23 protein-coding genes are annotated in these 25,464 nt (G+C 63.5%); 22 read left to right on the plus strand and 1 reads right to left on the minus strand.

The window, feature by feature from the left end:
• The first annotated feature begins 12 nt into the window (after positions 1 to 12).
• On the plus strand, positions 13 to 921 hold the full coding sequence (locus ACP15N_RS11840) for a LysR family transcriptional regulator (protein WP_425092486.1): 909 nt from the start codon (positions 13 to 15) through the stop codon (positions 919 to 921).
• Here the strand turns inward: ACP15N_RS11840 and ACP15N_RS11845 are convergent.
• A complete protein-coding gene (locus tag ACP15N_RS11845) occupies positions 918 to 1,517 on the minus strand; it encodes a LysE family translocator (RefSeq protein WP_425092487.1) in 600 nt (199 codons plus the stop codon). The genes ACP15N_RS11840 and ACP15N_RS11845 overlap by 4 nt on opposite strands.
• A gap of 72 nt (positions 1,518 to 1,589) precedes the next feature.
• Here ACP15N_RS11845 and ACP15N_RS11850 point away from each other — a divergent pair, with 72 nt between their 5' ends.
• The 21 genes from ACP15N_RS11850 (at position 1,590) to ACP15N_RS11950 (ending at position 25,430) form a co-directional block, all read left to right on the plus strand.
• Positions 1,590 to 2,042: an Lrp/AsnC family transcriptional regulator gene (locus tag ACP15N_RS11850; RefSeq protein ID WP_425092488.1), complete on the plus strand. Its 453-nt coding sequence runs from the start codon at positions 1,590 to 1,592 to the stop codon at positions 2,040 to 2,042.
• 358 nt (positions 2,043 to 2,400) lie between these two features.
• The gene (locus ACP15N_RS11855; RefSeq protein WP_425092489.1) at positions 2,401 to 3,498 is read left to right on the plus strand and encodes a P-loop NTPase; all 1,098 of its coding nucleotides are present in this window, start codon (positions 2,401 to 2,403) and stop codon (positions 3,496 to 3,498) included.
• Positions 3,499 to 4,111: 613 nt separating this feature from the next.
• Positions 4,112 to 4,603 carry a division/cell wall cluster transcriptional repressor MraZ gene (mraZ, locus tag ACP15N_RS11860; RefSeq protein WP_425092490.1) on the plus strand — a complete coding sequence of 164 codons (492 nt, stop codon included), beginning with the start codon at positions 4,112 to 4,114 and terminating at the stop codon, positions 4,601 to 4,603.
• 2 nt (positions 4,604 to 4,605) lie between these two features.
• Complete coding sequence (rsmH, locus tag ACP15N_RS11865) at positions 4,606 to 5,604, plus strand: 16S rRNA (cytosine(1402)-N(4))-methyltransferase RsmH (protein WP_425092491.1); 999 nt, start codon at positions 4,606 to 4,608, stop codon at positions 5,602 to 5,604.
• Positions 5,601 to 5,945 carry a cell division protein FtsL gene (ftsL, locus tag ACP15N_RS11870; protein ID WP_425092492.1) on the plus strand — a complete coding sequence of 115 codons (345 nt, stop codon included), beginning with the start codon at positions 5,601 to 5,603 and terminating at the stop codon, positions 5,943 to 5,945. The genes rsmH and ftsL overlap by 4 nt, the downstream gene beginning before the upstream one ends.
• Complete coding sequence (locus tag ACP15N_RS11875; RefSeq protein WP_425092493.1) at positions 5,942 to 7,723, plus strand: peptidoglycan D,D-transpeptidase FtsI family protein; 1,782 nt, start codon at positions 5,942 to 5,944, stop codon at positions 7,721 to 7,723. The genes ftsL and ACP15N_RS11875 overlap by 4 nt, the downstream gene beginning before the upstream one ends.
• A 15-nt stretch (positions 7,724 to 7,738) precedes the next feature.
• Positions 7,739 to 9,229, plus strand: a complete 1,491-nt coding sequence (locus tag ACP15N_RS11880; protein ID WP_425092494.1) for a UDP-N-acetylmuramoyl-L-alanyl-D-glutamate--2,6-diaminopimelate ligase — start codon at positions 7,739 to 7,741, stop codon at positions 9,227 to 9,229.
• A complete protein-coding gene (locus tag ACP15N_RS11885) occupies positions 9,226 to 10,659 on the plus strand; it encodes a UDP-N-acetylmuramoyl-tripeptide--D-alanyl-D-alanine ligase (protein WP_425092495.1) in 1,434 nt (477 codons plus the stop codon). The genes ACP15N_RS11880 and ACP15N_RS11885 overlap by 4 nt, the downstream gene beginning before the upstream one ends.
• Positions 10,660 to 10,688: 29 nt before the next feature.
• Positions 10,689 to 11,774: a phospho-N-acetylmuramoyl-pentapeptide-transferase gene (gene mraY / locus ACP15N_RS11890; protein ID WP_425092497.1), complete on the plus strand. Its 1,086-nt coding sequence runs from the start codon at positions 10,689 to 10,691 to the stop codon at positions 11,772 to 11,774.
• A gap of 66 nt (positions 11,775 to 11,840) precedes the next feature.
• Positions 11,841 to 13,235: a UDP-N-acetylmuramoyl-L-alanine--D-glutamate ligase gene (gene murD, locus ACP15N_RS11895; RefSeq protein WP_425092498.1), complete on the plus strand. Its 1,395-nt coding sequence runs from the start codon at positions 11,841 to 11,843 to the stop codon at positions 13,233 to 13,235.
• A gap of 180 nt (positions 13,236 to 13,415) precedes the next feature.
• The gene (gene ftsW, locus ACP15N_RS11900; RefSeq protein ID WP_425092499.1) at positions 13,416 to 14,582 is read left to right on the plus strand and encodes a putative lipid II flippase FtsW; all 1,167 of its coding nucleotides are present in this window, start codon (positions 13,416 to 13,418) and stop codon (positions 14,580 to 14,582) included.
• Between the two features lie 3 nt (positions 14,583 to 14,585).
• Positions 14,586 to 15,692 carry a UDP-N-acetylglucosamine--N-acetylmuramyl-(pentapeptide) pyrophosphoryl-undecaprenol N-acetylglucosamine transferase gene (locus tag ACP15N_RS11905; RefSeq protein WP_425092500.1) on the plus strand — a complete coding sequence of 369 codons (1,107 nt, stop codon included), beginning with the start codon at positions 14,586 to 14,588 and terminating at the stop codon, positions 15,690 to 15,692.
• Between the two features lie 14 nt (positions 15,693 to 15,706).
• Positions 15,707 to 17,116, plus strand: coding sequence for a UDP-N-acetylmuramate--L-alanine ligase (gene murC / locus ACP15N_RS11910; protein WP_425092501.1), 1,410 nt, complete (start codon positions 15,707 to 15,709; stop codon positions 17,114 to 17,116).
• A 2-nt stretch (positions 17,117 to 17,118) separates the two neighbouring features.
• A complete protein-coding gene (locus ACP15N_RS11915) occupies positions 17,119 to 17,376 on the plus strand; it encodes a DUF2484 family protein (protein ID WP_425092502.1) in 258 nt (85 codons plus the stop codon).
• Entirely contained in the window at positions 17,373 to 18,296 is a 924-nt protein-coding gene (gene murB / locus ACP15N_RS11920; protein ID WP_425092503.1) for a UDP-N-acetylmuramate dehydrogenase, read from the plus strand. Before ACP15N_RS11915 ends, murB begins: the two co-directional genes overlap by 4 nt.
• A 141-nt stretch (positions 18,297 to 18,437) precedes the next feature.
• The gene (locus ACP15N_RS11925) at positions 18,438 to 19,325 is read left to right on the plus strand and encodes a D-alanine--D-alanine ligase (protein ID WP_425092733.1); all 888 of its coding nucleotides are present in this window, start codon (positions 18,438 to 18,440) and stop codon (positions 19,323 to 19,325) included.
• A complete protein-coding gene (locus ACP15N_RS11930) occupies positions 19,313 to 20,203 on the plus strand; it encodes a cell division protein FtsQ/DivIB (RefSeq protein WP_425092504.1) in 891 nt (296 codons plus the stop codon). The genes ACP15N_RS11925 and ACP15N_RS11930 overlap by 13 nt, the downstream gene beginning before the upstream one ends.
• The gene (ftsA, locus tag ACP15N_RS11935; protein WP_425092505.1) at positions 20,200 to 21,534 is read left to right on the plus strand and encodes a cell division protein FtsA; all 1,335 of its coding nucleotides are present in this window, start codon (positions 20,200 to 20,202) and stop codon (positions 21,532 to 21,534) included. The genes ACP15N_RS11930 and ftsA overlap by 4 nt, the downstream gene beginning before the upstream one ends.
• 187 nt (positions 21,535 to 21,721) lie before the next feature.
• Positions 21,722 to 23,326, plus strand: coding sequence for a cell division protein FtsZ (gene ftsZ / locus ACP15N_RS11940; RefSeq protein WP_425092506.1), 1,605 nt, complete (start codon positions 21,722 to 21,724; stop codon positions 23,324 to 23,326).
• Positions 23,327 to 23,529: 203 nt separating this feature from the next.
• Positions 23,530 to 24,450, plus strand: a complete 921-nt coding sequence (lpxC, locus tag ACP15N_RS11945) for a UDP-3-O-acyl-N-acetylglucosamine deacetylase (protein WP_425092507.1) — start codon at positions 23,530 to 23,532, stop codon at positions 24,448 to 24,450.
• Positions 24,451 to 24,587: 137 nt separating this feature from the next.
• Positions 24,588 to 25,430 (plus strand): outer membrane protein assembly factor BamD, encoded by an 843-nt coding sequence (locus ACP15N_RS11950; RefSeq protein WP_425092508.1) that lies wholly within the window; start codon positions 24,588 to 24,590, stop codon positions 25,428 to 25,430.
• The last annotated feature ends 34 nt before the right edge of the window (positions 25,431 to 25,464 follow it).

Genomic DNA, 25,464 nt, shown 5'->3' on the forward strand with positions numbered 1-25,464 from the left:
CATCAACACCTTATGCGAAACGCAGCAGAACTCGCCTTTCTGAAGACGGTGGAACTCGGCTCGATCCGTGCGGCTGCGCGCGCCTTGGGGCAGGACCCCTCGGGTATCTCGCGGCGCGTGACGCAGCTGGAAACCCGTTTCGGCACGAAACTGGTGGATCGCAGCGGCAATGCCACCCGCCCGACCCAGCAGGGCAAGCTGTATTTCGACCGCCTGAAAGAGATCATCGCGCAACTCGAAGCGTTGGAGGCGGAGATCAGCGGCGAGGCCTTGCACCCGTCCGGACTGCTCCGTGTCACGGCCGCCATCGACTTCGGGCAGGAATTCCTCGCCCCGTGGCTGCTGGAATTCCGCGGGCTCTATCCGGATGTCGAGTTTGACCTGATGCTCTCAAGCGGGTTTCTCGACCTGACCCAGAACAACATCGATGTCGCGGTGCGCGCCGGGCGTCTGCCCGACAGCAGCCTAATTGCCCGCAAACTGGCCGAAGTCCCGCGCGTGCTGGTCGCCAGCCCCGCCTATCTGGACCGGCGCGGGCGGCCCGAGACGCCCCAGGAGCTCAGCGATCATGACTACGTGTTCTTCGTGCCCGGCAACCGGACCACGCCGATGGAGCTGATCGGCCCCGATGGCGCGCGCCACCGTATCCCACGCTCCAAGGGGGTTGCGATCAATGCGGTGCGCGCAGGCGTTGCCGCGGTGCGCGCCGGGCACGGCATCCACAACGGGCCGCTCTGGGCCTTCACCGATCTGATCGCCTCGGGCGAGGTGGTCGACATCCTGCCCGATTACCGGCAGGAGGCGTTCCCCCTCTACGCGGTGCGCCGCCCGTCGATCGTGGTGCCGGCGCGGATCACGGCCTTCACAGACTTTCTGCGCCAGAAGGTGCGGGAAGTGCCGGGGCTGACGCGCGCCGACTAACCCGTGAGCACCGGCCAGAGCGAGATCATGAGCAACGCGGCACAGGTCCAGTTGAACGCGCGCAGCCGCCCCGGGCTCGACAGCCACCGCGCGACTTGCGTGCCCATCCACGCCCAGACCGAGACGGACGGAAAGTTCGTGGCGCAGAACACGACCGCCACCAGGACCGCCCCAAGAAGTCCTGCTTCGGGCGCGGCATAGGCCGTAACCGCCGTCACCCCCATGACCCAGGCCTTGGGGTTGACCCACTGAAACGCCGCAGCCTGCAGGAACGTGAACGGACGTCCGCTCCGCGCACCGCTTTCGGGTGCTGCCGCGTTTGCGATCTTCCACGCAAGCCACGCCATGTAAACGACACTGACCACCTTCAGGATATCGTGCGTGACCGGCCACGTGACGAACACCTGCCCAAGCCCCAATCCAAGCAGAAGGACCATGAACGCATGCCCAAAGCTGATCCCCAGCATGTGCGGCAACGACCGGCGCAATCCGAAATTCGCCCCCGAGGCCAGGAGCATCAGGTTGTTGGGCCCCGGCGTGATTGACGAGACGAAGGCAAAGGCCACAAGGCCCAGGAGAAAGTCGATGGAAGTCATGGCGCAACTATTGCGCAGACTGTGCAGAATATAATTGCAAAATCTGGCGAACTTCGTGGTATTGCGCAATGTATGACGGAGATTGATGCAATAAACGACAGAATATTGTCCGAGTTGTCGCGGGACGGCCGGATTTCCAACCTCGAACTGGCGGACCGGGTCGGGTTGTCCCCCTCCGCCTGCCTGCGCCGCGTCCAGGAGCTTGAGCGCAGCGGGGTGATCCTCGGTTACCGCGCGGTGCTCGACCGGACCAAGCTGGGGCGTGGTTTCACCGTTCTGATGGCCGTGGGCCTGTCCGAACACACCAAGACACAGCAAGCCGCCTTCGAAACCGCTGTCCGCGCCGCCCCGGAGGTGCGCGAATGCCACAACGTGACCGGCACGGTCGAATACATCCTGCGGGTGGAGGTGTCGGACCTTGCGGCGTTCAAGCGGTTTCACACGGATGTGCTGGGCACCTTGCCGCAGGTCACGTCGATCACGAGCTACGTCGTGATGGACAGCCCCAAGGATGAACGTCGGTAGCGCAAAAAAAAGCGACGATGCCAGGGAGGAGGAAGGCACCGTCGCTAAATATTTGCAGCAACACCAGGGAGGAGGAAGGTGCTACCGCGGTTACAGAAAACCCAGGGAGGAGGAAGGGCTTCCTGATCTGTTTCGAACCGTTTGGTTCTGAGCGTGGGCTGTCTCGCCCGTGCTGTTGAGATTGAAGATATAGAAATGCTGCGCTGCAACAAGGCTCAGTTCCGCAAGGCAGCTATGCAATAATTGCATTGCCGGGCGTCTTGCTTTCCCAAAATAAGCCCTAAAGCGCTTTGAGTTTGGCGATGCTGCACATAACCCCTTGTTTCGGGGCGGATACAGCACATTTATGCGCTGGCCCATGATCCAGAAGGATGGCTCGCACGTGACCCGTGATGATGTTTTTGCTGCACTTGCAAATATACCCGTCCCGACAGGTGGCACGCTGGGCCAGGCCGATCTGGTCCGGGCCCTGTCGATTGATGAGGGCACGGTCCGGTTCGTGATCGAAGCCCCGGACGCAGAGGCCGCCAAAGCGTTGGAAACCACCAAGGTCGCAGCTGAAACCGCGTTGAAGGCGATCCCGGGCATCACTTCGGTCCAGATTGCGCTGACTGCCCATACCCAATCCCATGGTGACAAGGTTGCCCCGCCCAGTCTCAAGATCGGCGGGCATCCCAAGCCCGGGCCAGCAGGTCCCCAGAAAATCGCCGGCGTCGACCGTATTCTGGCGGTAGGGTCCGGGAAGGGCGGGGTTGGCAAGTCGACCGTATCTTCGAACCTCGCCGTCGCTCTGGCAAAGCAGGGCCGTCGCGTCGGGCTGCTGGACGCTGACATTTACGGCCCCTCGCAGCCGCGCATGATGGGGGTGAGCAAGCGCCCGTCCTCCCCCGACGGCAAGATCATCGAGCCTTTGCATGCCCATGGCGTGACGATGATGTCCATCGGTCTGATGCTGGCAGAAGAAAAAGCCGTGGTCTGGCGCGGCCCGATGCTGATGGGCGCCTTGCAGCAGATGCTGACGCAGGTCCGTTGGGGTGCGCTGGACGTTCTGATTGTCGATCTGCCGCCGGGCACCGGCGATGTGGCCATGACCCTTTGCCAACGCAGCGCCGTGACCGGGGCTGTTGTCGTCTCCACGCCGCAGGATGTCGCGCTTCTGGACGCACGCAAGGCGCTGGATATGTTCAACACGCTGAAAACCCCGGTCCTCGGCCTGGTGGAGAACATGTCCGTCTTCTGCTGCCCCGAATGCGGGCACGAGGCACATATCTTCGGCCACGGCGGCGTCCGGACGGAGGCCGATCGGATCGGGGTGCCGTTCCTCGGGGAATTGCCGATCAGTCTTGAAACGCGGCTTGCGGGCGATCGGGGCACGCCGATTGCCGCCGGGGACGGGCCCGAGGCAGAGGCGTTCGCCCGCCTCGCGCATCGGTTCATCGCGGGCGGGATGGCCTGAGGCGCGGTTTTCCCGGCTCTTCTGGGGCTGCAATGGGACCCGTATGGGACCGTATGGGAAAGCGGTTCTGGGGTGTTGAGTCTGCCCGATTCGTTCAGAAAACTGCTACTTTGGGCCGAAAACCCTCAAATTCATGGTCTGTGCGTAAAATTCTTCGCGCGTGCCTTCAGGTCGCGCCATGCCTTCGAACGCACCCAATTCTCGCGGGCCATTTTTCATCAACCACAACATCTTGTGTTGGGGAGGGGCTTGCCAGATTATCTTGCGTCTCGCTATACCGGCTTAGACCGTCTCGAAGTCATCTGGTACCATAGAAAACTATTGCTTCCCATCAGTTCCCATGAAATAACCAGAGCATCGAAAGAGACGAGCACCGCGGCATCAAGAACCGCGAACCAAAAATAAAAAGTCAGGTTTCATACAGGCCTCGCTTTTTCGAAAGACCGGTCGGCGCTCCACGAGCAGACATCCCCCCAGGTGGTGGAGCCGCTGACCAAGCCCAAGCACTGGGAAGAGGCGGCGGATCGGGCTATGGCAGCAGCACGATCCGCCGTTCTCGTTTCGGGCCGGGCTTTTGGGCAAACCGGGGGAACGGGCGAAGGAGCGGCCTCTCGTGGCACGCATGTTCCGAGGCGAAAGCGTCCACAAGGTGGACGGCAAGGGCAGGGTGTCCATCCCCGCCGGCTTTCGCCGTGTCCTGGAAGACAGTGACCCGAACTGGACCCCGGATACCAACCCGCGCCTCGTCGTCGTCTATGGCGACAGCCGTCGCGACTACCTTGAATGCTACACGATGGCCGCCATGGCCGAGGTGGACGAGAAAATCGCCGCCCTGCCGCGGGGCTCGCGCCCGCGCCGCCGTCTCGAGACGCTTTTCACCGCGCAGGCGCATGAAACCTCCGTCGATGAAACCGGGCGGCTCGTGCTGTCGGCCAAGTTGCGCGACAAGATCAACGTCACCGACACCGCCTATTTCATCGCTTCGGGCGACACGTTCCAGATCCTGTCACCCGAAGCCTACGAGGCCAAGATGGGCGAGATGGAGGAATGGCTGGGCGATCTTGAGGATGACGAGGACCCGCTGACCCTGCTTGACGGAGGCTGAGGATGGCACCGTCGCAGGATGCCGCTCCGCATGTTCCCGTTCTTCTCGACCCCATTCTGTCTGCCTGCGCACCGATCTCGGGCACATGGCTCGATGGCACATTCGGCGCGGGCGGGTACACGCGCGGCCTTCTGGCGGCGGGCGCTGACCGGGTGATTGCGGTCGATCAGGACCCGATGGTCTTTGAGATGGCGCAGGACTGGGCCGCCGCCTATGGTGACCGGCTCGTGCCCCAGCCGGGCAACTTCGCCGATCTCGACACCTATTGGGACACGCCGCTCGATGGGATTGTCCTCGATCTCGGGGTGTCGTCCATGCAGCTGGACCAGGCCGAGCGCGGGTTTTCCTTCCTGCGCGATGGCCCGCTCGACATGCGCATGTCGCAAGACGGGATTTCCGCGGCCGACCTCGTGGCCGAGGCGGATGAGGATACACTGGCCGACATCCTGTTTCACCTCGGCGAGGAACGCGCCGCCCGCCGCATCGCGCGCGCCGTCGTCAAGGACCGCGCGGACGCCCCGATCACCCGCACGGGCCAGCTGGCCGAAATCGTCGCAAGCTGCCTGCCGCGCGCCAAGCCCGGCCAGAGCCACCCGGCCACCCGCAGTTTTCAGGCGATCCGCATCGCCGTGAATGACGAGCTGGGCGCGCTCGTCTCGGGGCTGGAGGCCGCAGAACGCGCCTTGGGCCCGGGTGGATGGCTGGCGGTCGTCACTTTCCATTCACTGGAGGACCGCGTCGCCAAACGCTTCCTTCAGGCTGCCGCAGGCAGCTCCGGGGGCGGCAACCGCTACGCGCCCGAGGTCGCCGCGACCGCCGCCCGCTTTGTCCTGAAACCCCGCAAGGCCATCGCGCCCACGCAGGCCGAGGTCGCCGCCAACCCGCGCGCCCGCTCCGCCCGCCTGCGCGTCGGCCAGCGCACCGATGCGCCTGCCCAAGCCGCCGACCGTGCCGCGCTGGGGCTGCCGAAATTCTACTCCCTGTCGGAGGCAAGTATATGAGAACGCTCGTTTATACCGTTGCCATCGGATCCGTCATAGGTCTGGCCTACTGGGCCTATCAGGAGAACTTCCGCACCCAGCAGGCGCTGGACCGGGTTCGTGACCTGCAAGCCCAGATCGCCGACACGCGCGAGGCGCTGTCTGTCCAGCGGGCCGAATGGGCCTACCTGAACCGTCCCGAACGCCTGCGCGAACTGGCCGAGATGAACTTCGACCGTCTGGGCCTTTTGCCGCTCACGCCGTCGCATTTCGGCGATGTCGAACAGGTCGCCTATCCCCCGCGCGAATCGGTCTCGACCGGGTTGGCCGACACCATCGAACTCAGCGGAGAGACCGAATGATCCGCACTCCCCTTCGCCCGCTCGCCCGAATCCTGCAAGCCCGTCAGGCGGGCGAAAACCCGGACCTGATCGAGCGGGAAAACATCCGCAAGCGCCACCACGCGATGCGCGATGAATGGCGGCTTGTGGCCGAACAGCGTCTGCTTCTGGCCTCCATGATCACGGTGCTGGTGTTCTCGCTGGTGGGGGTGCGCATGTGGGCTGTGGCGTCCGAACCGGCGGCGGAGCCTGTCGCGCGCGCCACCTCCACCCAGATCCACGCGGCACGGGCCGGGATCACCGACCGCAAGGGTCGGGTGCTGGCCACCAACCTGGTGTCCCACGCGCTTTATGCCCAACCGCCGCTGATGACCGACCCGGTGGGCTCCGCGCAGAAACTGGCCGAGATTTTCCCCGACCTCGACGCCAAGACCCTGACCCGCCGCTTCACTGGCGAGCGAAAGTTCCTCTGGCTCAAGCGGCGCATTTCGCCCGAACAGATGCAGGCGGTCCATGACATCGGCGATCCGGGCCTGCAATTCGGCCCGCGCGAGATGCGCCTCTACCCCAATGGCAAGATCGCCTCGCATGTTCTGGGCGGCACCAGCTTCGGGCGCGAGGGCGTGCACGCGGCCGAACTCGTGGGTGTCGCCGGGGTGGAGAAAGCCTTCAATGCACAACTCAGTGATCCGGCAGGCGACGGCCCGCTGACCCTGTCGCTCGACCTGACCGTACAGTCGGTCATCGAGGATGTGCTCGCGGGGGGGATGCGCATCCTCAACGCGCGCGGGGCGGCCGCCGTGCTGATGGATGTCCACTCCGGTGAGATCCTTGCCATGGCATCGCTGCCCGACTTCGATCCCAACACACGTCCGCGTCCGCTGGCCGAGGGGGAGGCGTCGGACAGCCCGCTTTTCAACCGCGCGGTGCAGGGTGTCTACGAACTGGGCTCCGGCTTCAAGATTTTCACCGCTGCGCAGGCGCTTGAACTCGGCCTCGTGAACCCGTCCACGATGATGGACACCACCAGCCCGATGCAATGGGGCCGCCACCGCATCCGTGACTTCCGCAATTACGGCCCTGAACTCAGCGTCACGGACGTGATCGTCAAATCCTCCAATGTCGGCACGGCCCGGCTGGCACTGCAAATCGGCGGCGCGCGCCAGAAGGACTTTCTGGGGGACCTGGGCTTTCTCGACCCCACCAGCGTGGAGCTGATCGAAGCTCCCGGCGCCGCGCCGCTCTATCCGAAAAAATGGTCCGATATCCACACCATGACCATCAGCTACGGCCACGGCATCTCGACCTCGCCGCTGCATCTGGCCGTGGGCTATGCCTCGCTTGTCAACGGCGGCACGCGCGTGACCCCGACGCTTCTGAAACAGGATATCGTCGTGCCCGGCCCGCGCGTGGTGTCCGAACGCACGTCTGCCGCCGCGCGCGCGATGCTGCACGCGGTCGTCGAACGCGGCACCGCGAGTTTCGCCAAGGTTCCGGGCTACGCCATCGGTGGCAAGACCGGTACGGCCGACAAGCCGCTGACCCGGGGCGGGGGGTATTACAAGGACAAGGTGATCGCGACCTTCTCCAGCGTCTTTCCGATCGACGACCCGAAATACGTGCTGGTCGTGACACTTGATGAGCCGTCCGAGAACTCGGGCGACGAGCCGCGCCGCACCGCCGGGTGGACCGCCGTGCCCGTCTCGGCAGAGATCACGCGTCGCATCGCCCCGCTTCTGGGTTTGCGCCCGAGCGTGGACTATGCCTTTGATCCTGAGATAACACTCGCCACACGCTGATAGGGGGTCGCTGGCATGGGCGCGGGCACGAAGACATCATCGCTGGCAGATCTGGGACTTTCCGCGCGCGGCGGGGCCGAGGCGCAGGTGACCGGCCTCGCGCTCGACAGCCGCAAGGTCAAGGACGGGGTTTTGTTCGCGGCTCTGCCGGGCAGCCGGGTGCATGGCGGCGAGTTTATTCAGTACGCCCTGCGCATGGGGGCCGGAGCCATCCTGACCGATGCTCGCGGGGCCGAGATTGCCGCCGACGAACTGGCTGGATCGCCCGCCGCGCTGATCGTGGCTGAAGACCCAAGGCAGGCGTTCTCCGCTGCCTGCGCGCTCTGGTACGGTGCACAGCCCAAGGTCATGGTGGGCGTGACGGGCACGAACGGCAAGACCTCCGTGGCCAGCTTCGCGCGCCAGATGTGGCAGGCGCTGGATATCCCGGCGGCCAATATCGGCACAACGGGGATCGAAGGCGACTATGCCGCGCCGCTGCTGCACACCACGCCCGACCCGATCACCTTGCACGCGGCCCTTGCGGATATGGCCGCCGAAGGTATCACCCATGCCGCGATGGAGGCGTCCTCGCACGGGCTGGACCAGCGGCGTCTGGATGGCGTTCGGCTCAAGGCGGCAGGGTTCACAAATCTCAGCCAGGACCATCTCGACTATCACGGCACGATGGAGGCGTATTTCGCCGCCAAGGCGCAGCTTTTCACCCGGCTTCTCGCGGGTGAAGGGACCGCCGTGATCAATCTCGACGATCCCTACGGCCCTGAAATGGCCGGCGTGGCGGAGGAGGCTGGATGTCCGCTGCTGACCGTCGGCACCCATGAAGAGGCTGATCTGCGCCTGATGGTCCAGCGGTTTCATGGCACCGGGCAGGACATTCGCCTGCGTTGGAAGGACACCGCCTATCAGAAGGCGCTCAATCTTGTGGGCGGGTTTCAGGCCTCCAACGTGCTGGTGGCGATGGGGCTGCTGCTGGCCACCGGCATCCGGATTACCGATCTGACGCGGGTCTTGTCGGACCTGACAACCGTGCGCGGTCGGATGCAGCATGTCGCGACCCGCGATACCGGCGCGGCGGTCTATGTCGATTACGCCCATACGCCCGAGGCGCTGCGTACCGCCCTTGCCGCGCTGCGCCCTCATGTCATGGGTCGCTTGATCGTCGTGTTCGGCGCCGGGGGCGACCGCGATGCCACCAAGCGGCCACTGATGGGGCAGGCGGCGGCGGAACAGGCGGATGTGGTGTTTGTTACCGATGACAACCCGCGCTCCGAAGACCCCGCGACGATCCGCGCCGCAGTGATGGAGGGCTGCCCCGACGCGACCGAGGTCGGCGACCGCGCGGAGGCGATCCTGCGTGGCGTCGATGCGCTGGAGGCGGGCGATATCCTGTTGATTGCGGGCAAGGGTCACGAGACCGGGCAAACCGTCGGCGATGTGGTCTATCCCTTTGATGACGCGGAACAAGCCAGCGTGGCCGTGGCCGCCCTTGAAGGGAAGCTTTCGTGACCGCGCCGCTCTGGACCTCTGCCGAAGCCGCCGCGGCCACCGGGGGCCGGGCCATCGGCGACTGGGCGGTCACGGGCCTGTCCATTGATACGCGCGAGTTGGCCCCGGGCGATATGTTCATCGCTCTGAAGGCGGCGCGCGACGGGCATGATTTCGTCGCGCAAGCGCTTGCCGCCGGAGCCTCCGCCGCATTGGTCAGCCGCGTGCCCGAGGGCGTGGCGCGGGACGCACCGCTGCTGGTCGTCAAGGACGTACAGGCCGCGCTTGAGGCGCTGGGCCGGGCGGGGCGCGCGCGCCTGAAACGGAAGGCACACGTGATCGGTGTGACCGGGTCCGTGGGCAAAACCTCCGCAAAGGAAATGTTGCGCACGGTCCTTGGCCGTCAGGGCAAGACCCATGCCGCCATCCGCAGCTTCAACAACCACTGGGGCGTCCCGCTGACGCTCGCCCGCATGCCGCGCGACACGAAATACGCCGTGATCGAGATCGGCATGAACCACCCCGGAGAGATCGCTCCGCTCACCGCGATGGCCCGCCCCCATGTCGCGCTGATCACCACCATCGCCGCCGCCCATCTGGAGGCGTTGGGATCGCTCGAAGGGATCGCGATAGAGAAGGCGTCGATCTTTGGCGGGCTGGAGCCGGGCGGCACCGCGGTCATCCCCGGCGATCTTCCGCAAACCCCCATCCTGGCGGATGTTGCCTCAAGCCTTGCGGCCCACACGATCACCTTTGGCGCAGCAGCCCGGAACCACCACCGCCTCACCAACGTGACGGTCTCTCATGGCAGCACGGTCGCGCAAGCCCGGGCGTGGCGCACGCCGATGCTGATGAAGGTCTCGACCCCGGGGCGCCATTTCATGGAGAACGCGCTCGGCGTGATGGCAGTCGTCCAAGCCGTGGGTGCGGACCGCGCCCGCGCGCTCGTGGCGCTGGCCGAATGGGTCCCGCCGGAGGGGCGCGGCACGTTCGAGCGTCTGTCGCTCGACCCGGTTGTGGACAACATGACCGTCGATCTGCTGGACGACGCCTTCAACGCAAACCCGTCGTCGCTGGCCGCAGCGCTCGATGTGCTGGCCGGAACGGAGCCGATGCACGACGTGGGTCGCGTCGCCAGGGGCCGACGCATCGCGATCCTCGGCGACATGCTGGAGCTTGGCCCGGACGCCACCGCGATGCACGCCGCCATCGCCGCGCACCCCGCGATCCCCGCCATCACGCGCATCCACTGCGTGGGCCCGCTCATGCGCGCGCTTTACGAGGCGTTGCCCGAGGATCAGCGCGGCGACTGGGTCGAGACGGCCCAGGATCTCGCCTCCCGCGCCCACGGTCTTGTGGATGCCGGGGACGTGGTGCTGGTCAAGGGGTCCAAAGGGTCCCGCGTCAGCCTTGTCGTTGACGCGCTGCGAAAACTGTCGCACACGCGCTGAGATTTGAGAAAAGAGGACCCGTTTCAGACATGCTCTACTGGCTGACAAGCATTTCCGACGGGGGCGATCTGTTCAACCTCTTCCGCTATATCACCTTCCGTGCCGGGGGCGCGTTCTTCACCGCGCTGGTCTTCGGCTTCATCTTCGGACGCCCGCTGATCAACCTGCTCCGCAAACGCCAGCGTTTCGGCCAGCCCATCCGCGAGGACGGCCCCGAAAGCCATCTGGAGACGAAGCAGGGCACACCCACGATGGGGGGCTTGCTGATCCTGTCGGCCCTGACGGTCTCGACGCTGCTCTGGGCGCGGTGGGACAATCCCTATGTCTGGATGGTGCTGCTGGTCACGGTCTGCTTCGGCGCGATCGGGTTTGTCGATGATTATCATAAGGTTACGCGCAACAGCCACGCGGGATTGTCGGGGAAACTCCGGCTCGCGATCGGCTTCGGTATCGCGGGCATGGCGGCGCTGATTGCGCAAGTTCTGCACCCCGATCCCCTGTCAGGCCAGCTTGCATTGCCGTTCTTCAAGGATACGCTGTTGAACCTCGGGTTCCTGTTCATTCCGTTCTGCATGCTGGTCATCGCGGGCTCGGCCAATGCCGTGAACCTGACCGATGGCCTCGATGGTCTGGCGATCATGCCGGTGATGATCGCGGCGGGCACACTTGGGGTCATCGCCTATGCCGTGGGCCGGGTCGACTTCACTGCCTATCTGGATGTCCATTACGTGCCCGGCACCGGCGAGATCCTGATCTTTACAGCCGCCCTGATCGGCGGCGGCCTCGGGTTCCTGTGGTACAATGCGCCCCCGGCCGCTGTTTTCATGGGCGACACCGGGTCACTGGCTCTGGGCGGCGCGCTCGGCGCCATCGCGGTGGCCACCAAGCACGAGATCGTTCTGGTCATTGTCGGCGGCATTTTCGTGGTCGAGGCGCTGAGCGTCATCATTCAGGTCGCCTATTTCAAACGCACCGGCAAACGCGTGTTCCTGATGGCCCCGATCCACCACCATTTCGAGAAGAAAGGCTGGGGCGAAAGCCAGATCGTGATCCGGTTCTGGATCATCAGCCTCGTGCTGGCCCTGATCGGTCTGGCCACGCTCAAGGTCCGATAGCGGCGGCCTTGCGGTCCGGGTCAAGCCGCTGCATCTTGCCCGCCGAAGGTTTGCAAAGGACCGTACATGATCCCCGTCCAAGGATATTCAGGCAAACGCGTCATCGTGCTGGGGCTCGGCCGGTCCGGCCTCGCGACCGCGCGGGCGCTCAGGGCGGGCGGGGCAGACGCGCTTTGCTGGGACGACAACGAGGCTGCGCGCGACCGCGCCGCGGACGAGGGTTTCACCCTCCACAAGCTGACCGGGCCGGACGCGTTTCAGGATGTGGCGGCCTTCATCACCTCTCCCGGTATCCCGCACCTCTACCCTGCGCCCAACCCGCATATCGCCCGGGCGATGGCGGCTGGCGTGCCGGTGGATAATGACATCGGCCTGTTCTTTCGGTCCTTCGCCACCCGCGATTGGGACAGGTTCGACACCAGCCCGCGCGTTATTGCGATCACCGGCTCCAACGGAAAATCCACAACCTCCGCCCTATTGCATCATGTTCTCGACCAGGCCGGGCACCGGACCCAACTTGCAGGCAATATCGGGCGCGGCGTGCTCGATATTGATCCGGCAGAGGATGGCGATATCGTCGTGCTGGAACTCTCCAGCTACCAGACCGAACTGGCCCGCGCGCTGACCCCGGACATTGCCGTGTTCACCAACCTTTCGCCCGATCATCTGGACCGGCATGGCGGGATGGGCGGATACTTCGCCGCCAAGGCGCGGCTCTTTACCCAGGGCGCACCGGACCGTGCGATCATCGGGGTGGATGAGCCCGAGGGGGTGTACCTCTCCAACCAGCTCTCCGTCGCGGCCGAGGACGACAGGGTCATCCGCATCTCCAGCCAGAAACTCTCAGGTCCCGGCTGGTACGTGACCGCACGCAAGGGGTTCTTGTCGGAATCCCGCAAGGGGCGGCAAGTCACGTCCATCGACCTGCGCCCGATCGCGGGACTGCCCGGCGCGCACAACCACCAGAACGCGGCCTGCGCCTACGCCGCCGCGCGCACCCTCGGCCTCGCCCCGCGCGTGATCGAAGCCGGGTTTTCCAGTTTTCAGGGGCTGCCCCACCGCTCCCAGATCGTGGGGGAGGCGAACGGGGTGCGTTTCGTCAATGACAGCAAGGCCACCAATGTCGACAGCGCGGCCAAGGCGCTCGCGGCATTCGCAAACATCCGTTGGATCGCCGGGGGCTTGGGCAAGGAAGGCGGGCTTGGTCCGCTCGCTCAGGCCACAGGATCGGTCCGCAAGGCCTACTACATCGGTCGGTCCGCGGCGGAGTTCGCGCTCGAATTGCCCGGTCTCGATCACGCTGTCTGCGAGACCATGGACCGCGCCGTTGCGCAGGCCGTGGCGGAGGCCGATCCGGGCGATACGATCCTGCTCGCCCCCGCAGCTGCCAGTTTCGACCAGTACGACAGTTTCGAAAAACGCGGCGAGGATTTCATGGCCGAGGCCGCGAAATACCTCTGAGCCATCCGAAATCGGCGCTCGCGTTTTGCTACAAAATGTAAAACGGCCCGATTTCGACTGCTGCAAAATGTACAAAACACGCCAAGGCGCGCGGACTCTAGCGCGGGGCGGAAAACCTGTGTATTGTTCTGCGCAGACCCGGCCAACGGGCAGAGCATTGAGGCATAGGCGGTATTTCAGATGACAGAGATGGTGTATGGCACCGTCCGGTCGCAACCCGGTGAGGCTGTTCTGCCGCGCTGGTGGCGGACCGTGGACAAGGTCGTGCTGTTTGCGATTTTGTGCTTGTTTTCCATAGGTTTGCTGCTGGGCTTGGCTGCGTCGCCACCCTTGGCGACCCGGAACAACCTGCCGCCGTTTCACTACGTCGAGCGACAGGCGATCTTTGGCGGCATGGCGCTCGTGGTGATGATCGTGCTGTCGATGTGCGATGTCCGTCAGGTTCGACGCATGGGCGTCCTGCTGTTTCTTGGCACCTTTATCGCCTTGATGTTCCTGCCAATTTTCGGAACCGACTTCGGAAAAGGCGCCACCCGTTGGTACTCCCTCGGCTTTGCGAGCCTCCAGCCGTCAGAGTTCCTCAAGCCCGCCTTTATCGTGACCTGCGCGTGGCTTCTGGCCGCCTCGCAGGAGATACAGGGCCCGCCCGGCAAGCTGCTTTCCTTCGGAATTGCTGTTATAACCGCGCTTTTTCTGGTGTTTCAGCCGGATTTCGGACAGGCCTGTCTGATCCTTTTCGGCTGGTCGGTGATGTATTTCATCGCTGGTGCGCCCATGACGCTCGTCATGGCGATCGCCGGTCTGGTGGGCGCGGGCGGGGTCTTTGCCTACAGCGCCTCGGAGCACTTTGCCCGTCGCATCGACGGCTTTCTATCGCCGGAGATCGACCCGCGCACCCAGCTTGGATATGCCACAAACGCCATTCGCGAAGGTGGGTTTTTCGGTGTCGGCGTGGGGGAGGGGCAGGTGAAATGGGTGCTGCCGGATGCCCACACGGATTTCATCATCGCCGTGGCGGCCGAGGAATATGGTGTCTTCCTCGTCCTTGTTATCATTGCGCTTTATGCGGTTGTGACCCTGCGGAGTCTGTGGCGGCTGATGCGGGAGCGTGACCCGTTCGCGCGGTTGGCGGGGACTGGCCTTGCGCTTTTGTTCGCCGCGCAAGCCATCATCAATATGGGGGTCGCGGTGCGGATGCTGCCTGCCAAGGGAATGACCCTGCCACTTGTTAGCTACGGCGGATCTTCGCTGATCGCGACAGGGATCGCGCTCGGGTTCCTTTTGGCCTTTACGCGCACCCGCCCCCAAGGGCAGATCGCCGACATTCTGATCAAGCGAGGACGATAACGCATGGCGCAGCAGCCACTTCTGGTCATCGCCGCAGGCGGTACGGGCGGGCACATGTTCCCGGCGCAGGCCCTCGCCGAAGCGATGTTGCGCAAGGGTTGGCGGGTCAAGCTGACCACGGACTCCCGCGGGGCCCGCTACACCGGTGGCTTTCCTGCGGCCGTAAAGGTCGAGGAGCGTGCCTCAGCGACGTTCGCGCGCGGTGGCTCTTTGGACAAGGTCATGGTGCCCTTGCGTATCTTTGCCGGCACGGTTGCGTCCATCCTGAGCATGCTGCGGGACCGACCCACCATCGTCGTGGGCTTCGGTGGTTATCCGGCCATCCCGGCCATGGCGAGTGCGACCGCGTTGCGCCTGCCGCGGATGATCCATGAACAAAACGGCGTGCTGGGGCGCGTGAACCAGCTTTTCGCAAAGCATGTCGATGCCATTGCGTGCGGAACCTGGCCTACGGACCTGCCTGAGGGGGTCAAGGGGCATTCCACCGGCAACCCGGTGCGCAAGGCCATCCATGACCGGGCAGGCGCGCCATATATCCCCCCCGGCGATTGGCCGATGAGCCTGCTTGTCATGGGCGGCAGCCAAGGGGCGCGCATTCTGTCGGATGTGGTGCCGGGCGCACTTGCCAACCTCTCGGACGGCTTGCGAGAGCGCGTGCGCGTGGCCCATCAGGCACGGGAAGAGGACGTCGCACGGGTGGAAAAAGCCTATGCGGAGGCTGGGCTGAAAGCCGAGGTGAAGCCGTTTTTCAACGACGTGCCGGCCCGCATGTCCGAAGCACAGCTTGTGATAACCCGCGCCGGAGCCTCATCGGTTGCCGACCTGACGGTGATCGGGCGTCCTGCGATCCTCGTACCCTTCGCCGCTGCCGCCGCGGACCACCAGACGGCGAATGCACGCGGTCTGGTAGAGGCGGGCGCCGCGATCCTCATGCCGGAAAGCAAATTTGATCCGGATACGCTGACCGAGCACGTTGAAATGATCCTGACCCAACCCGAGGCTGCTGTGAAAATGGCACATGCCGCGTTGTCCGTTGCCCACCCGGATGCGACCGATCGGCTTGTGGACCTTGTGGAGCACCTTGCCTATTCCCCGAAAGGTTCGAAATGAAAGATAACCTCGAGATGAGCCCAGCCACCAAACTGCCCACACAACTCGGCCCCATTCATTTTGTCGGCATCGGGGGGATCGGAATGTCCGGCATCGCAGAGGTGCTGATCAACCATGGTTACGATGTCCAGGGGTCAGACCTGAAAGCCTCCAAGATCACAGATCGGTTGGAGAACCTTGGTGCACGCGTGTTTGTCGGCCAGGTGGCCGAGAACCTCGACGGTGCGGAGGTTGTCGTGATTTCGTCCGCGATCAAACCGGGCAATCCCGAGCTTGAAGCGGCGCGCGCCAGGGGTCTGCCGGTCGTCCGCCGGGCTGAGATGCTGGCCGAATTGATGCGGTTGAAATCCAACATCGCCATCGGGGGGACGCACGGGAAAACCACGACCACCACGATGGTTGCGACCCTGCTGGACAAAGGGGGCATTGATCCCACTGTCATTAACGGCGGCATCATTCATGCATATGGTTCCAACGCCCGGGCCGGCACGGGCGAATGGATGGTGGTTGAGGCAGACGAGAGTGACGGGACGTTCACCAAGTTGCCCGCAACGATCGCCGTAGTCACAAACATCGATCCCGAGCACATGGAGCATTGGGGCGATTTCGATACGCTACGAAATGGATTTCACGATTTCGTCTCCAACATTCCGTTTTATGGCCTGGCCGTGTGTTGCACCGATCATCCGGAAGTGCAGGCCCTCGTGGGGCGGATCACGGATCGTCGTGTGGTCACGTTTGGCTTCAATGCTCAGGCGGATATCCGGGCCGTGAACCTGAGCTACAAGGCGGGTGTTGCGCATTTCGATATCGAGCTGCATGCAGACCAAACCGTCATCGAAGGTTGCACCTTGCCGATGCCGGGCGACCACAACGTCTCCAACGCCTTGGCGGCTGTGGCGGTGGCCCGGCATCTTGGGATGAAGGGCGATGAGATCCGCGAGGCGCTCGCCGGGTTCGCGGGTGTTAACCGACGCTTCACCAAGGTTGCCGATATTAACGGCGTGACAATCATCGACGATTACGGCCACCACCCCGTGGAGATCGCGGCGGTTCTGAAAGCCGCTCGACAAGCCAGTGAGGGCCGGGTCATTGCCGTGCACCAACCACACCGGTTTACACGGCTTGCCTCCTTGTTCGAAGACTTCTGTACCTGTTTCAACGAAGCGGATGTTGTCGGGATCGCGGATGTCTTCGCCGCTGGCGAAGACCCGATTCCGGGTGCGGGACGCGATGATCTGGTCGCGGGTCTGATCGCGCATGGCCATCGGCACGCCGTTGCGGTGCCCGATGAAGACGCACTTGAGACGCTGGTGCGTGCGGCGGCGCAACCGGGGGATATCGTTGTCTGCCTCGGCGCCGGGACAATTTCCACTTGGGCTCACGGCTTGCCGGAACGGCTGGCGCCCGCGGACGCGGAGTGAACATGCCATTGTCGCTTGCGCTGGCTTGTCTGTGGTTCGTCGTGGCCGTCGGGATCGCGTTGATCCCATCGAAAAAACATCACTGGCCGCAGGCTTACGTGCTGATTGCGATCGGTCTGCCATTGCTTTTGTGGGTGTTTGCGGAGAACGGACCATGGGTCGGTTTGGCGGTGCTGGTGGGGGCCATCTCCATCCTGCGCTGGCCGGTAATTTACCTGTTTCGCTGGGTGCACAGAAAAGCGCTGGGGCGGCAGGCGTGATACGCGGCTCGATTACCGAGGCGCGTTCGCTATCAGAACTGACCTGGTTACGCGTGGGTGGTCCGGCAGACCTGTTTTTCCAGCCCGCCGACGAGGCTGATCTGGCGGAGTTCTTGCGCGACCTGCCTTTCGATGTGCCAGTGTTCCCCATGGGGGTGGGATCAAACCTGATCGTACGAGATGGGGGCATCCGTGGTGCGGTCGTCCGGCTGGGGCGGGGGTTCAATGGGATCGACGTCAAGGGCACCCGCGTTCGGGCCGGCGCTGCGGCTCTGGATGCCCATGTCGCGCGCAAGGCCGCCTCTGCGGGCGTTGATCTTACGTTTCTGCGCACCATTCCCGGCGCGATCGGCGGTGCGGTTGCGATGAACGCGGGATGCTACGGAAGTTACATGGCGGATGTCCTTGTCGAGGCAGAGGTCATCAACCGCGATGGCACAAGGGAAACACTTGGGAAAAACGATCTGTCTTTTGGCTACAGATGCAGCGCCCTGCCTCCGGGTGCGGTCGTTACCTCGGTTGTGATGGAAGGCCCATCGGCGGAGCCGGCCGCGCTTGAGGCGCTGATGGCCGACCAGCTGGCCAAGCGCGACGCGACACAACCCACGAAGGAGCGTACGGCGGGCTCCACCTTCCGCAATCCGGCAGGATACAGTTCAACCGGGCGTGCAGATGATACCCACGAGGCAAAAGCCTGGAGTGTGATTGACGCTGCCGGCATGCGGGGGGCGCAGCGGGGGGCCGCACAGATGTCGGAGAAGCACTCGAACTTCTTGGTCAATACCGGTGGCGCGACTGCGGCGGAGCTGGAATCTCTGGGCGAGGAAGTGCGAAAAAAGGTTTTCCAAGCCACCGGCCATTCGCTAGACTGGGAGGTGATCCGCATTGGCGACCCGAATACCGGCGTTGGTGCGGGGTAAGCCGGACAGGCAGTGACCGGGGCAGGCGCGCGAAGACGCGCCGCACAGGCCACAAACGGCGGTATAACCAGACGAAACCATTCGAGTTTCGCGAAAAATCAGAGGCGGGACGTGTCGAGCAGGGCATTCCCCAAAGTGATGATGATGATGGGCGGCCGATCGTCCGAACGCGAGGTGTCCCTGTCCTCGGGTCGGGGCTGCGCGGCTGCGCTGCGCGGTGAAGGCTTTGACGTGGTCGAGGTGGATGCCGGGCCTGATCTGCCCGATCAGATCAAGGCCGTGAACCCGGACGTGGTGTTCAATGCCCTTCATGGCCGTTGGGGCGAGGATGGCTGCGTTCAGGGCATACTCGAGTGGCTGAAAGTTCCCTACACCCATTCCGGTGTGCTGGCCTCTGCGCTGGCTATGGATAAACAGCGCTCGAAGGCGATTTTTGCCGACGCCGGATTGCCTGTGGCGCGCAGCGTGATCGCGCCCCGCGCCGAGATCGAAAAGGCGCATGTCCTTCCACCACCCTATGTGATCAAGCCGAACAACGAAGGCTCCTCCGTCGGAATTTTCATCGTACCGCAGGATGCGGATGTGCCGCCGGAGTTGCGGGGTCCGGCTCTGCCCGAGGTGATGATGGCCGAGGCCTTTGTCGCGGGGCGGGAGTTGACAGTCACCGTGCGAGACGGGCAGGCGATGACGGTCACGGATATCGTGACCGACGGGTGGTACGATTACGACGCGAAGTACAAGCCCGGTGGCTCGCACCATGTGTTGCCTGCAGATATCCCGCCTACAATCTTCGATGCCTGCATGTCTCAGGCCGAAACGGCCCATACGATTCTGGGCTGCCGGGGAATAAGCCGCACGGATTTCCGTTGGGATGAGACGCGCGGCCCGGACGGGCTGATCGTGCTGGAAACCAATACACAACCCGGGATGACGCCCACGTCCCTGACGCCGGAACAGGCTGCGCAGTGCGGCATGAGTTTTGGCCAGCTCTGCGCATGGCTAGTGGAGGATGCGTCATGCGAGCGATGAAGCGGCGCCCCGCAAAAGCGCGGCCGGATCCGGCCCCGTCTCGGCTGGCCTACAGGGTGCAACGGTTGTTGCTGACGCCGTTGTTTCACAAGATGGTGCGCGTCGGACTGCCGCTGGTTGCACTTGGTGCCTTGCTTGGATGGGTGGCAAGCCAACCCGAGTTGAGGGCAGAGCTCCAGGCCCGTGCACTCGACATGCAGGCCTACGTCGAACAGCGCCCGGAGTTTACGGTCCATATGCTGGCCGTCGAAGGTGCCTCGCCCGAACTGGTCGAGGACGTGCGGGAAGTTCTGCCCGTGACCTTTCCCATCAGCTCTTTCGATCTGGATCTTGAAGCCTTGAAAGACGTGATTTCTGAGCTGGACGCGGTGGCGGACGTCACGTTGCGCGTGCAGGCGGGCGGCGTTCTGGACGTATCAATTGCCGAGCGCATCCCGGCCCTGGTTTGGCAAACGCGGGCCGCGCTTGTGCTGCTGGATGCCGAAGGGCACCGCGTGGGCCCGATAGAAGCGCGCGCCGCGCATGCGAAACTGCCCTTGGTCGTTGGCCCGGGCGCGGATCGCGCGGCGGCGGAGGCCTTGCAACTTCTGCGTATCGCACGTCCCGTTGCGCCGCGGTTGATCGGATTGCAGCGGATCGGAGAGCGTCGTTGGGATGTCGTTCTGACCGAGAATCAGCGGATCATGCTTCCCGAAGAGTCGCCGATCCCGGCGCTTGAGCGGGCCATGGCTGTTGATGCAGCGCAGGAGTTGCTGGCACGCGACGTGGTCGCGCTGGACATGCGGCTGCCGGATCGTCCGACCCTGCGTCTGCGCCCGGCCGCGGTTGATGCCTTGTGGAGTATTCGACAGGTGGATTTGAACAGGGACGAGCAATGAAGGATTTCTGTGCCGCGCAGCGGGCCATGCGAAACATTCGGAAAGCTGCGATGCAGCGGGGCGTTGTTGCCGTGCTCGACATCGGTACCTGGAAGGTCGCTTGTCTTATCCTGCGATTTGACGGGCCTGATCTGACCGGCGAAGGTGATGGGATCGGCGCCATGGCGGGGCAGGCGCAGTTTCGGGTTATCGGTGCTGCATCCACCTGTTCGCGCGGCGTCCGGTTCGGCGAGATTGAAGGCATGGCCGAAGCGGAGCGGGCCATTCGGACAGCGCTTCAGTCTGCGCAGAAGATGGCGCAGCAGCGGGTCGACCACGTGATCGTCTGTTTCTCCGGTGCGGAACCGCGCAGCTACGGTCTGACGGGCGAGGTCGACGTGGCTGATGACGCGGTGTCGGAGCAGGATATCGCCCGGGTGCTTGCCGATTGCGATCTGCCGGACTTCGGCGAAGGTCGCGATGTCCTGCATGCACAGCCCGTGAACTTCGCGCTGGACCACAGGTCCGGCCTGATTGACCCGCGTGGCCAGATCGGCAACCGGCTGGCCACGGACCTGCATGTGCTGACGATCGAGCAGACGGCTGTCCAGAACCTTCTCTATGCGGTCAAACGCTGTGATCTCGAACTCGCCGGTCTGGCCAGTTCGGCCTATGTGTCCGGGGTCTCGGCGTTGGTCGAGGACGAGCGCGAGCTCGGGGCCGCCTGCATCGATCTCGGGGCCGGCACCACCGGGATCTCGATCTTTCTGAAAAAACACATGATCTACGCGGACACGGTACGGCTCGGAGGCGACCACATCACCTCCGATATCTCCAAGGGGTTGCCCGTGCCCCACGCCTTCGCCGAGCGCATCAAGACCATATACGGCGGTGTTGTTGCGACAGGGATGGATGACCGGGAGTTGATCGAGATCACCTCCGAGACAGGTGATTGGGAGCACGATCGCCGTACCGTGAGTCGGTCCGAGCTGATCGGCATCATCCGCCCCCGCGTTGAGGAAATCCTTGAAGAGGTGCGCGACCGTCTTGTGGCCGCCGGGTTCGACCAGCTCCCGAGCCAGCAGATTGTCCTGACAGGGGGTGGAAGTCAGTTGCAAGGGCTTGATGGGCTCGCCGCACGGATCCTGGGGCCTCAGATCCGTGTCGGTCGACCGTTGCGTGTGCGCGGCCTGCCACAAGCCGCGACCGGACCGGATTTCGCCTCCGCAATTGGGCTGTGTCTGCATGCAGCACATCCGCAGGATGAGTGGTGGGACTTCGATATGCCGTTGGAGCGATATCCCGCGCGCTCTTTCAAACGTGCGTTGCGCTGGGTGAAAGACAACTGGTGACCACTATATGCTGCGCGGTCTGCGATATAGCGCGGCGTGCAGCCATAATTTGGCCATATTTCGCGCATCGGACGCAAATTTCGGGTGACGAAGGGGCATCCAATCGGTAAACTTCGACCCCAATAGGCGCATGAAGCAGTATTCGGCGGAAACGTGGCTCAAAAATTAACGCAGGCGGACCTCACACATGACTCTTAATCTGACGATTCCCGAAAACACCGAACTCAAGCCGCGGATCACGGTGTTCGGGGTTGGCGGGGCAGGCGGCAATGCCGTCGATAACATGATTGAAAAACAACTGGATGGCGTTGAGTTCGTAATCGCGAACACGGACAGCCAGGCGCTGCAGGGGTCTAAAGCTCCGACGCGCATCCAGATCGGAGGCCGGGTCACCGAAGGCCTCGGCGCAGGGGCACGCCCCTCTGTTGGTGCGGCTGCTGCCGAAGAATCGATTGAGGAAATCGTCGATCATCTGGCAGGCGCGCACATGTGCTTCATCACGGCCGGCATGGGCGGCGGAACTGGAACGGGGGCCGCCCCGATTATTGCTCAGGCCGCGCGCGAACTGGGCGTCCTGACCGTGGGCGTTGTGACCAAACCCTTCCAGTTCGAAGGCGCCAAGCGGATGCGTCAGGCCGAAGAGGGAGTCGAGGTTCTGCAAAAGGTGGTCGACACGCTGATCATCATCCCGAACCAGAACCTGTTCCGTCTCGCCAACGAGAAGACGACCTTTACCGAGGCGTTTTCGATGGCCGATGACGTGCTATACCAAGGTGTAAAGGGCGTGACCGACCTGATGGTTCAGCCCGGCCTGATCAACCTCGACTTCGCGGACGTGCGCGCCGTGATGGACGAGATGGGCAAGGCGATGATGGGCACTGGCGAGGCAACCGGCGAAGATCGCGCGATCCAGGCGGCAGAAAAGGCCATCGCCAACCCGCTGCTGGACGAGATTTCCCTGCGTGGTGCGAAGGGCGTTTTGATCAACATCACGGGCGGCTACGACCTGACCCTGTTCGAACTGGACGAAGCGGCCAACCGGATTCGCGAAGAGGTCGATCCGGACGCCAACATTATCGTCGGGTCCACACTGGATACATCGATGGAAGGCATGATGCGGGTTTCGGTCGTGGCGACAGGGATCGACGCATCCGAGATAGAGCATGACATCCCGACCCCCAGCCGCCGCATGGCCGGGCGCGCGGTGATGCCGGAGCCTGCCGTTGACGAGGCTGCCGAAGCAGCGCCGGAGCCGGTTTACCAACCTGAAGTCGCGGCAGAGGTCCCCGCATCCGTCGCCGAGGCTGCGGTGGCTCCTGACATGGTGCAGGAACTGGCATCTTTTGATCCGGTTGCAGCGGGTCGCGAGGAAGAACCGGAGGCTGCCGATCTGTTCGGACAAGTCAATGAACAGCCTGCCGAGCCCGCGTATTCGTCCCCGGCGGCGATGGACCGTAACCCCTCCGCGGATTTCGTCGCACCGCAACGGGCAAAGCCAGGAACGCCGACGCCGGAAGCGCTGGCGCGACTTCGTACGGCGGTGGGATCTACGCGTAATGTGGCGGCCCCGGCCCGGCCTCAACTGCCTGCCGATGCTGCAGAAAAACGAGGCTTCGGGATCAACTCTTTGATCAACCGCATGACAGGGCATCCGCAGGATCAGGCCGACACGCCGCGTGAACAGCCACGCCCCAGCCCGCGTTTGACCGTATCGGACCACGAGGCTGAACCGGTGGATCCCGAGATGGAAAAGGTGGAAATCCCGGCCTTCCTTCGGCGTCAAGCGAACTAGCAATCTAAACAGATAACTGAGCGAAAAGCCGCCGAAGGGCGGCTTTTCTTATTATAAACAGATACTTCAAGGGGGGTGGGCAAGTTGCCGCCCACTGGGAGCCGCGTTTGTTTCACGCCGTTGCAAAGATTGAGTTGAGTGGGTGAGGGTTGCTGACTTATCTGACGATAGCCGCCATGAAAAGGTGGGGAAACGAGGTAAACGTGCAAAAGACCCTCAGATCACGAGTGAGCTTTGATGGCACCGGTCTGCACAGCGGATGCGCGGTTCGGATCACCGTGTCGCCGGCATCGGCGAATTACGGCATCTGGTTCCGGCGTACAGACGTGGATACGGCTGACAACCTTGTTGCTGCCCGGTGGAACCAGGTGGAGCGCACCCCGCTTTGCACGCGCCTTGTCAATGACGCAGGGGTGACGGTCTCGACCGTTGAACATATCATGGCGGCCCTTGCAGGCTGTGGCATCCAGAACGCTCTTGTGGAGTTGGACGGGCCGGAAGTGCCGATCCTCGATGGCAGTTCGGCCCAGTTCGTTTCCGCTTTCCTCGCGGCAGGTGTTGTGGAGCAGGCCGAACCCGCTCAGGTTCTGCGTGTTCTGCGCCGGGTCGAAGTGACCGACGGAGAGGCGCGCGCGGTGCTGCAGCCCTCTGATATTTTCGAGATCGCATTCGATATCTCATTCAGTGACGAGGCGATCGGAACACAATCCAAAACCATGTCGCTGGCGAACGGCGCTTTCGTGCGGGAGTTGTGCGACAGTCGTACCTTCTGCCGTCAGGCCGATGTGGACAAGATGCGCGCGGCGGGTCTCGCGCTTGGGGGCAATTATCGCAACGCGGTGGTGGTTGATGGCCCTCGCGTTCTCAGCCCCGGTGGGTTCCGTCATACCGACGAAGCCGTGCGTCACAAGATGCTGGATGCCCTGGGCGACCTGGCGCTGGCCGGTGCGCCCCTTCTGGCCCGTTACACTGGCGACAAATCCGGTCACAGCCTGACGAATACGCTGCTACGCGCACTGTTTGCCGATCCTGCAAACTACGCGGTCGAGACATGCACACCGCAACTGGCGGCTTTGCTTCCAGGCGCGAATTTGCACGCAGCAGATATGCGTCTGGTGGCGTGACCTTACGGCACGCTTAGTGTCGAAACCCGCATGCCCGCCTCAATTCCGTAAACACCGTTTTGCCCCCTGATTTTCTGTGTTAGAGGTCGCGAGAAGTGCAGTCAGCACAGCGTCAGATAACGGTTTTTGAGGGGGCAATGCAGCTTCGCAAGCACGCCATTCGGTACGCGGTCCTCGGACTTGGGTTGATAGGGCTGGCTGCCTGCGGCGGTGGCAACCGCGAAGAGTTTCCCCCGTTGGAAACATCTCCTCCGGACGCGATTTACGATCGCGCGGAGTTCGAACTTGAGCAGAACAACCTCGAAGTGGCCGCGCGTTACTTTGGCGAGGTCGAGCGCCTTTACCCGTACTCGGAGTTCGCCAAGCGTGCGTTGATCATGCAGGCCTTCACCTTCCACCGGGATGGTGACTACGAGAACAGCCGCATTGCGGCGCAACGCTATCTCGATTTCTATCCGGCGGACGAAGACGCAGCCTATGCGCAGTACCTTCTGGCACTTAGCTATTACGACCAGATCGATGCCATCGGGCGCGATCAGGGGCTGACCTTTCAAGCCTTGCAGGCGCTGCGAACCGTGATCGAGGTGTATCCTGGAAGTGAGTACGCCAAGTCATCCATACTGAAATTCGACCTGGCCTTTGACCATCTCGCAGCGAAGGAGATGGAGATCGGCCGCTATTACCTCAAGCGCAAGCACTACACCGCCGCCATCAACCGGTTCCGTGTTGTGGTCGAGGATTTCCAGACGACCACGCACACGCCCGAGGCCTTGCATCGTCTTGTCGAAGCCTACCTTTCGCTCGGTCTGACGGACGAGGCGCAAACGGCAGGTGCGATCCTTGGCTTCAACTATCAGGGGTCGGAGTGGTACAACGCGAGCTTCCAACTGCTTACCGAACGCGGGCTGGTGCCCGAGGCGCAAGGTACAGGGTGGCTATCAACCATCTACAGGCAGGTGATCCGCGGCGAGTGGTTATAAACCGCATCGTATCTCTTGCGGGTCTCGGAGCTTT

Origin of the sequence: Tropicimonas sp. S265A, from assembly GCF_049800835.1 — a bacterium.
In the GTDB taxonomy this organism is placed as follows: Bacteria; Pseudomonadota; Alphaproteobacteria; order Rhodobacterales; family Rhodobacteraceae; genus Dinoroseobacter.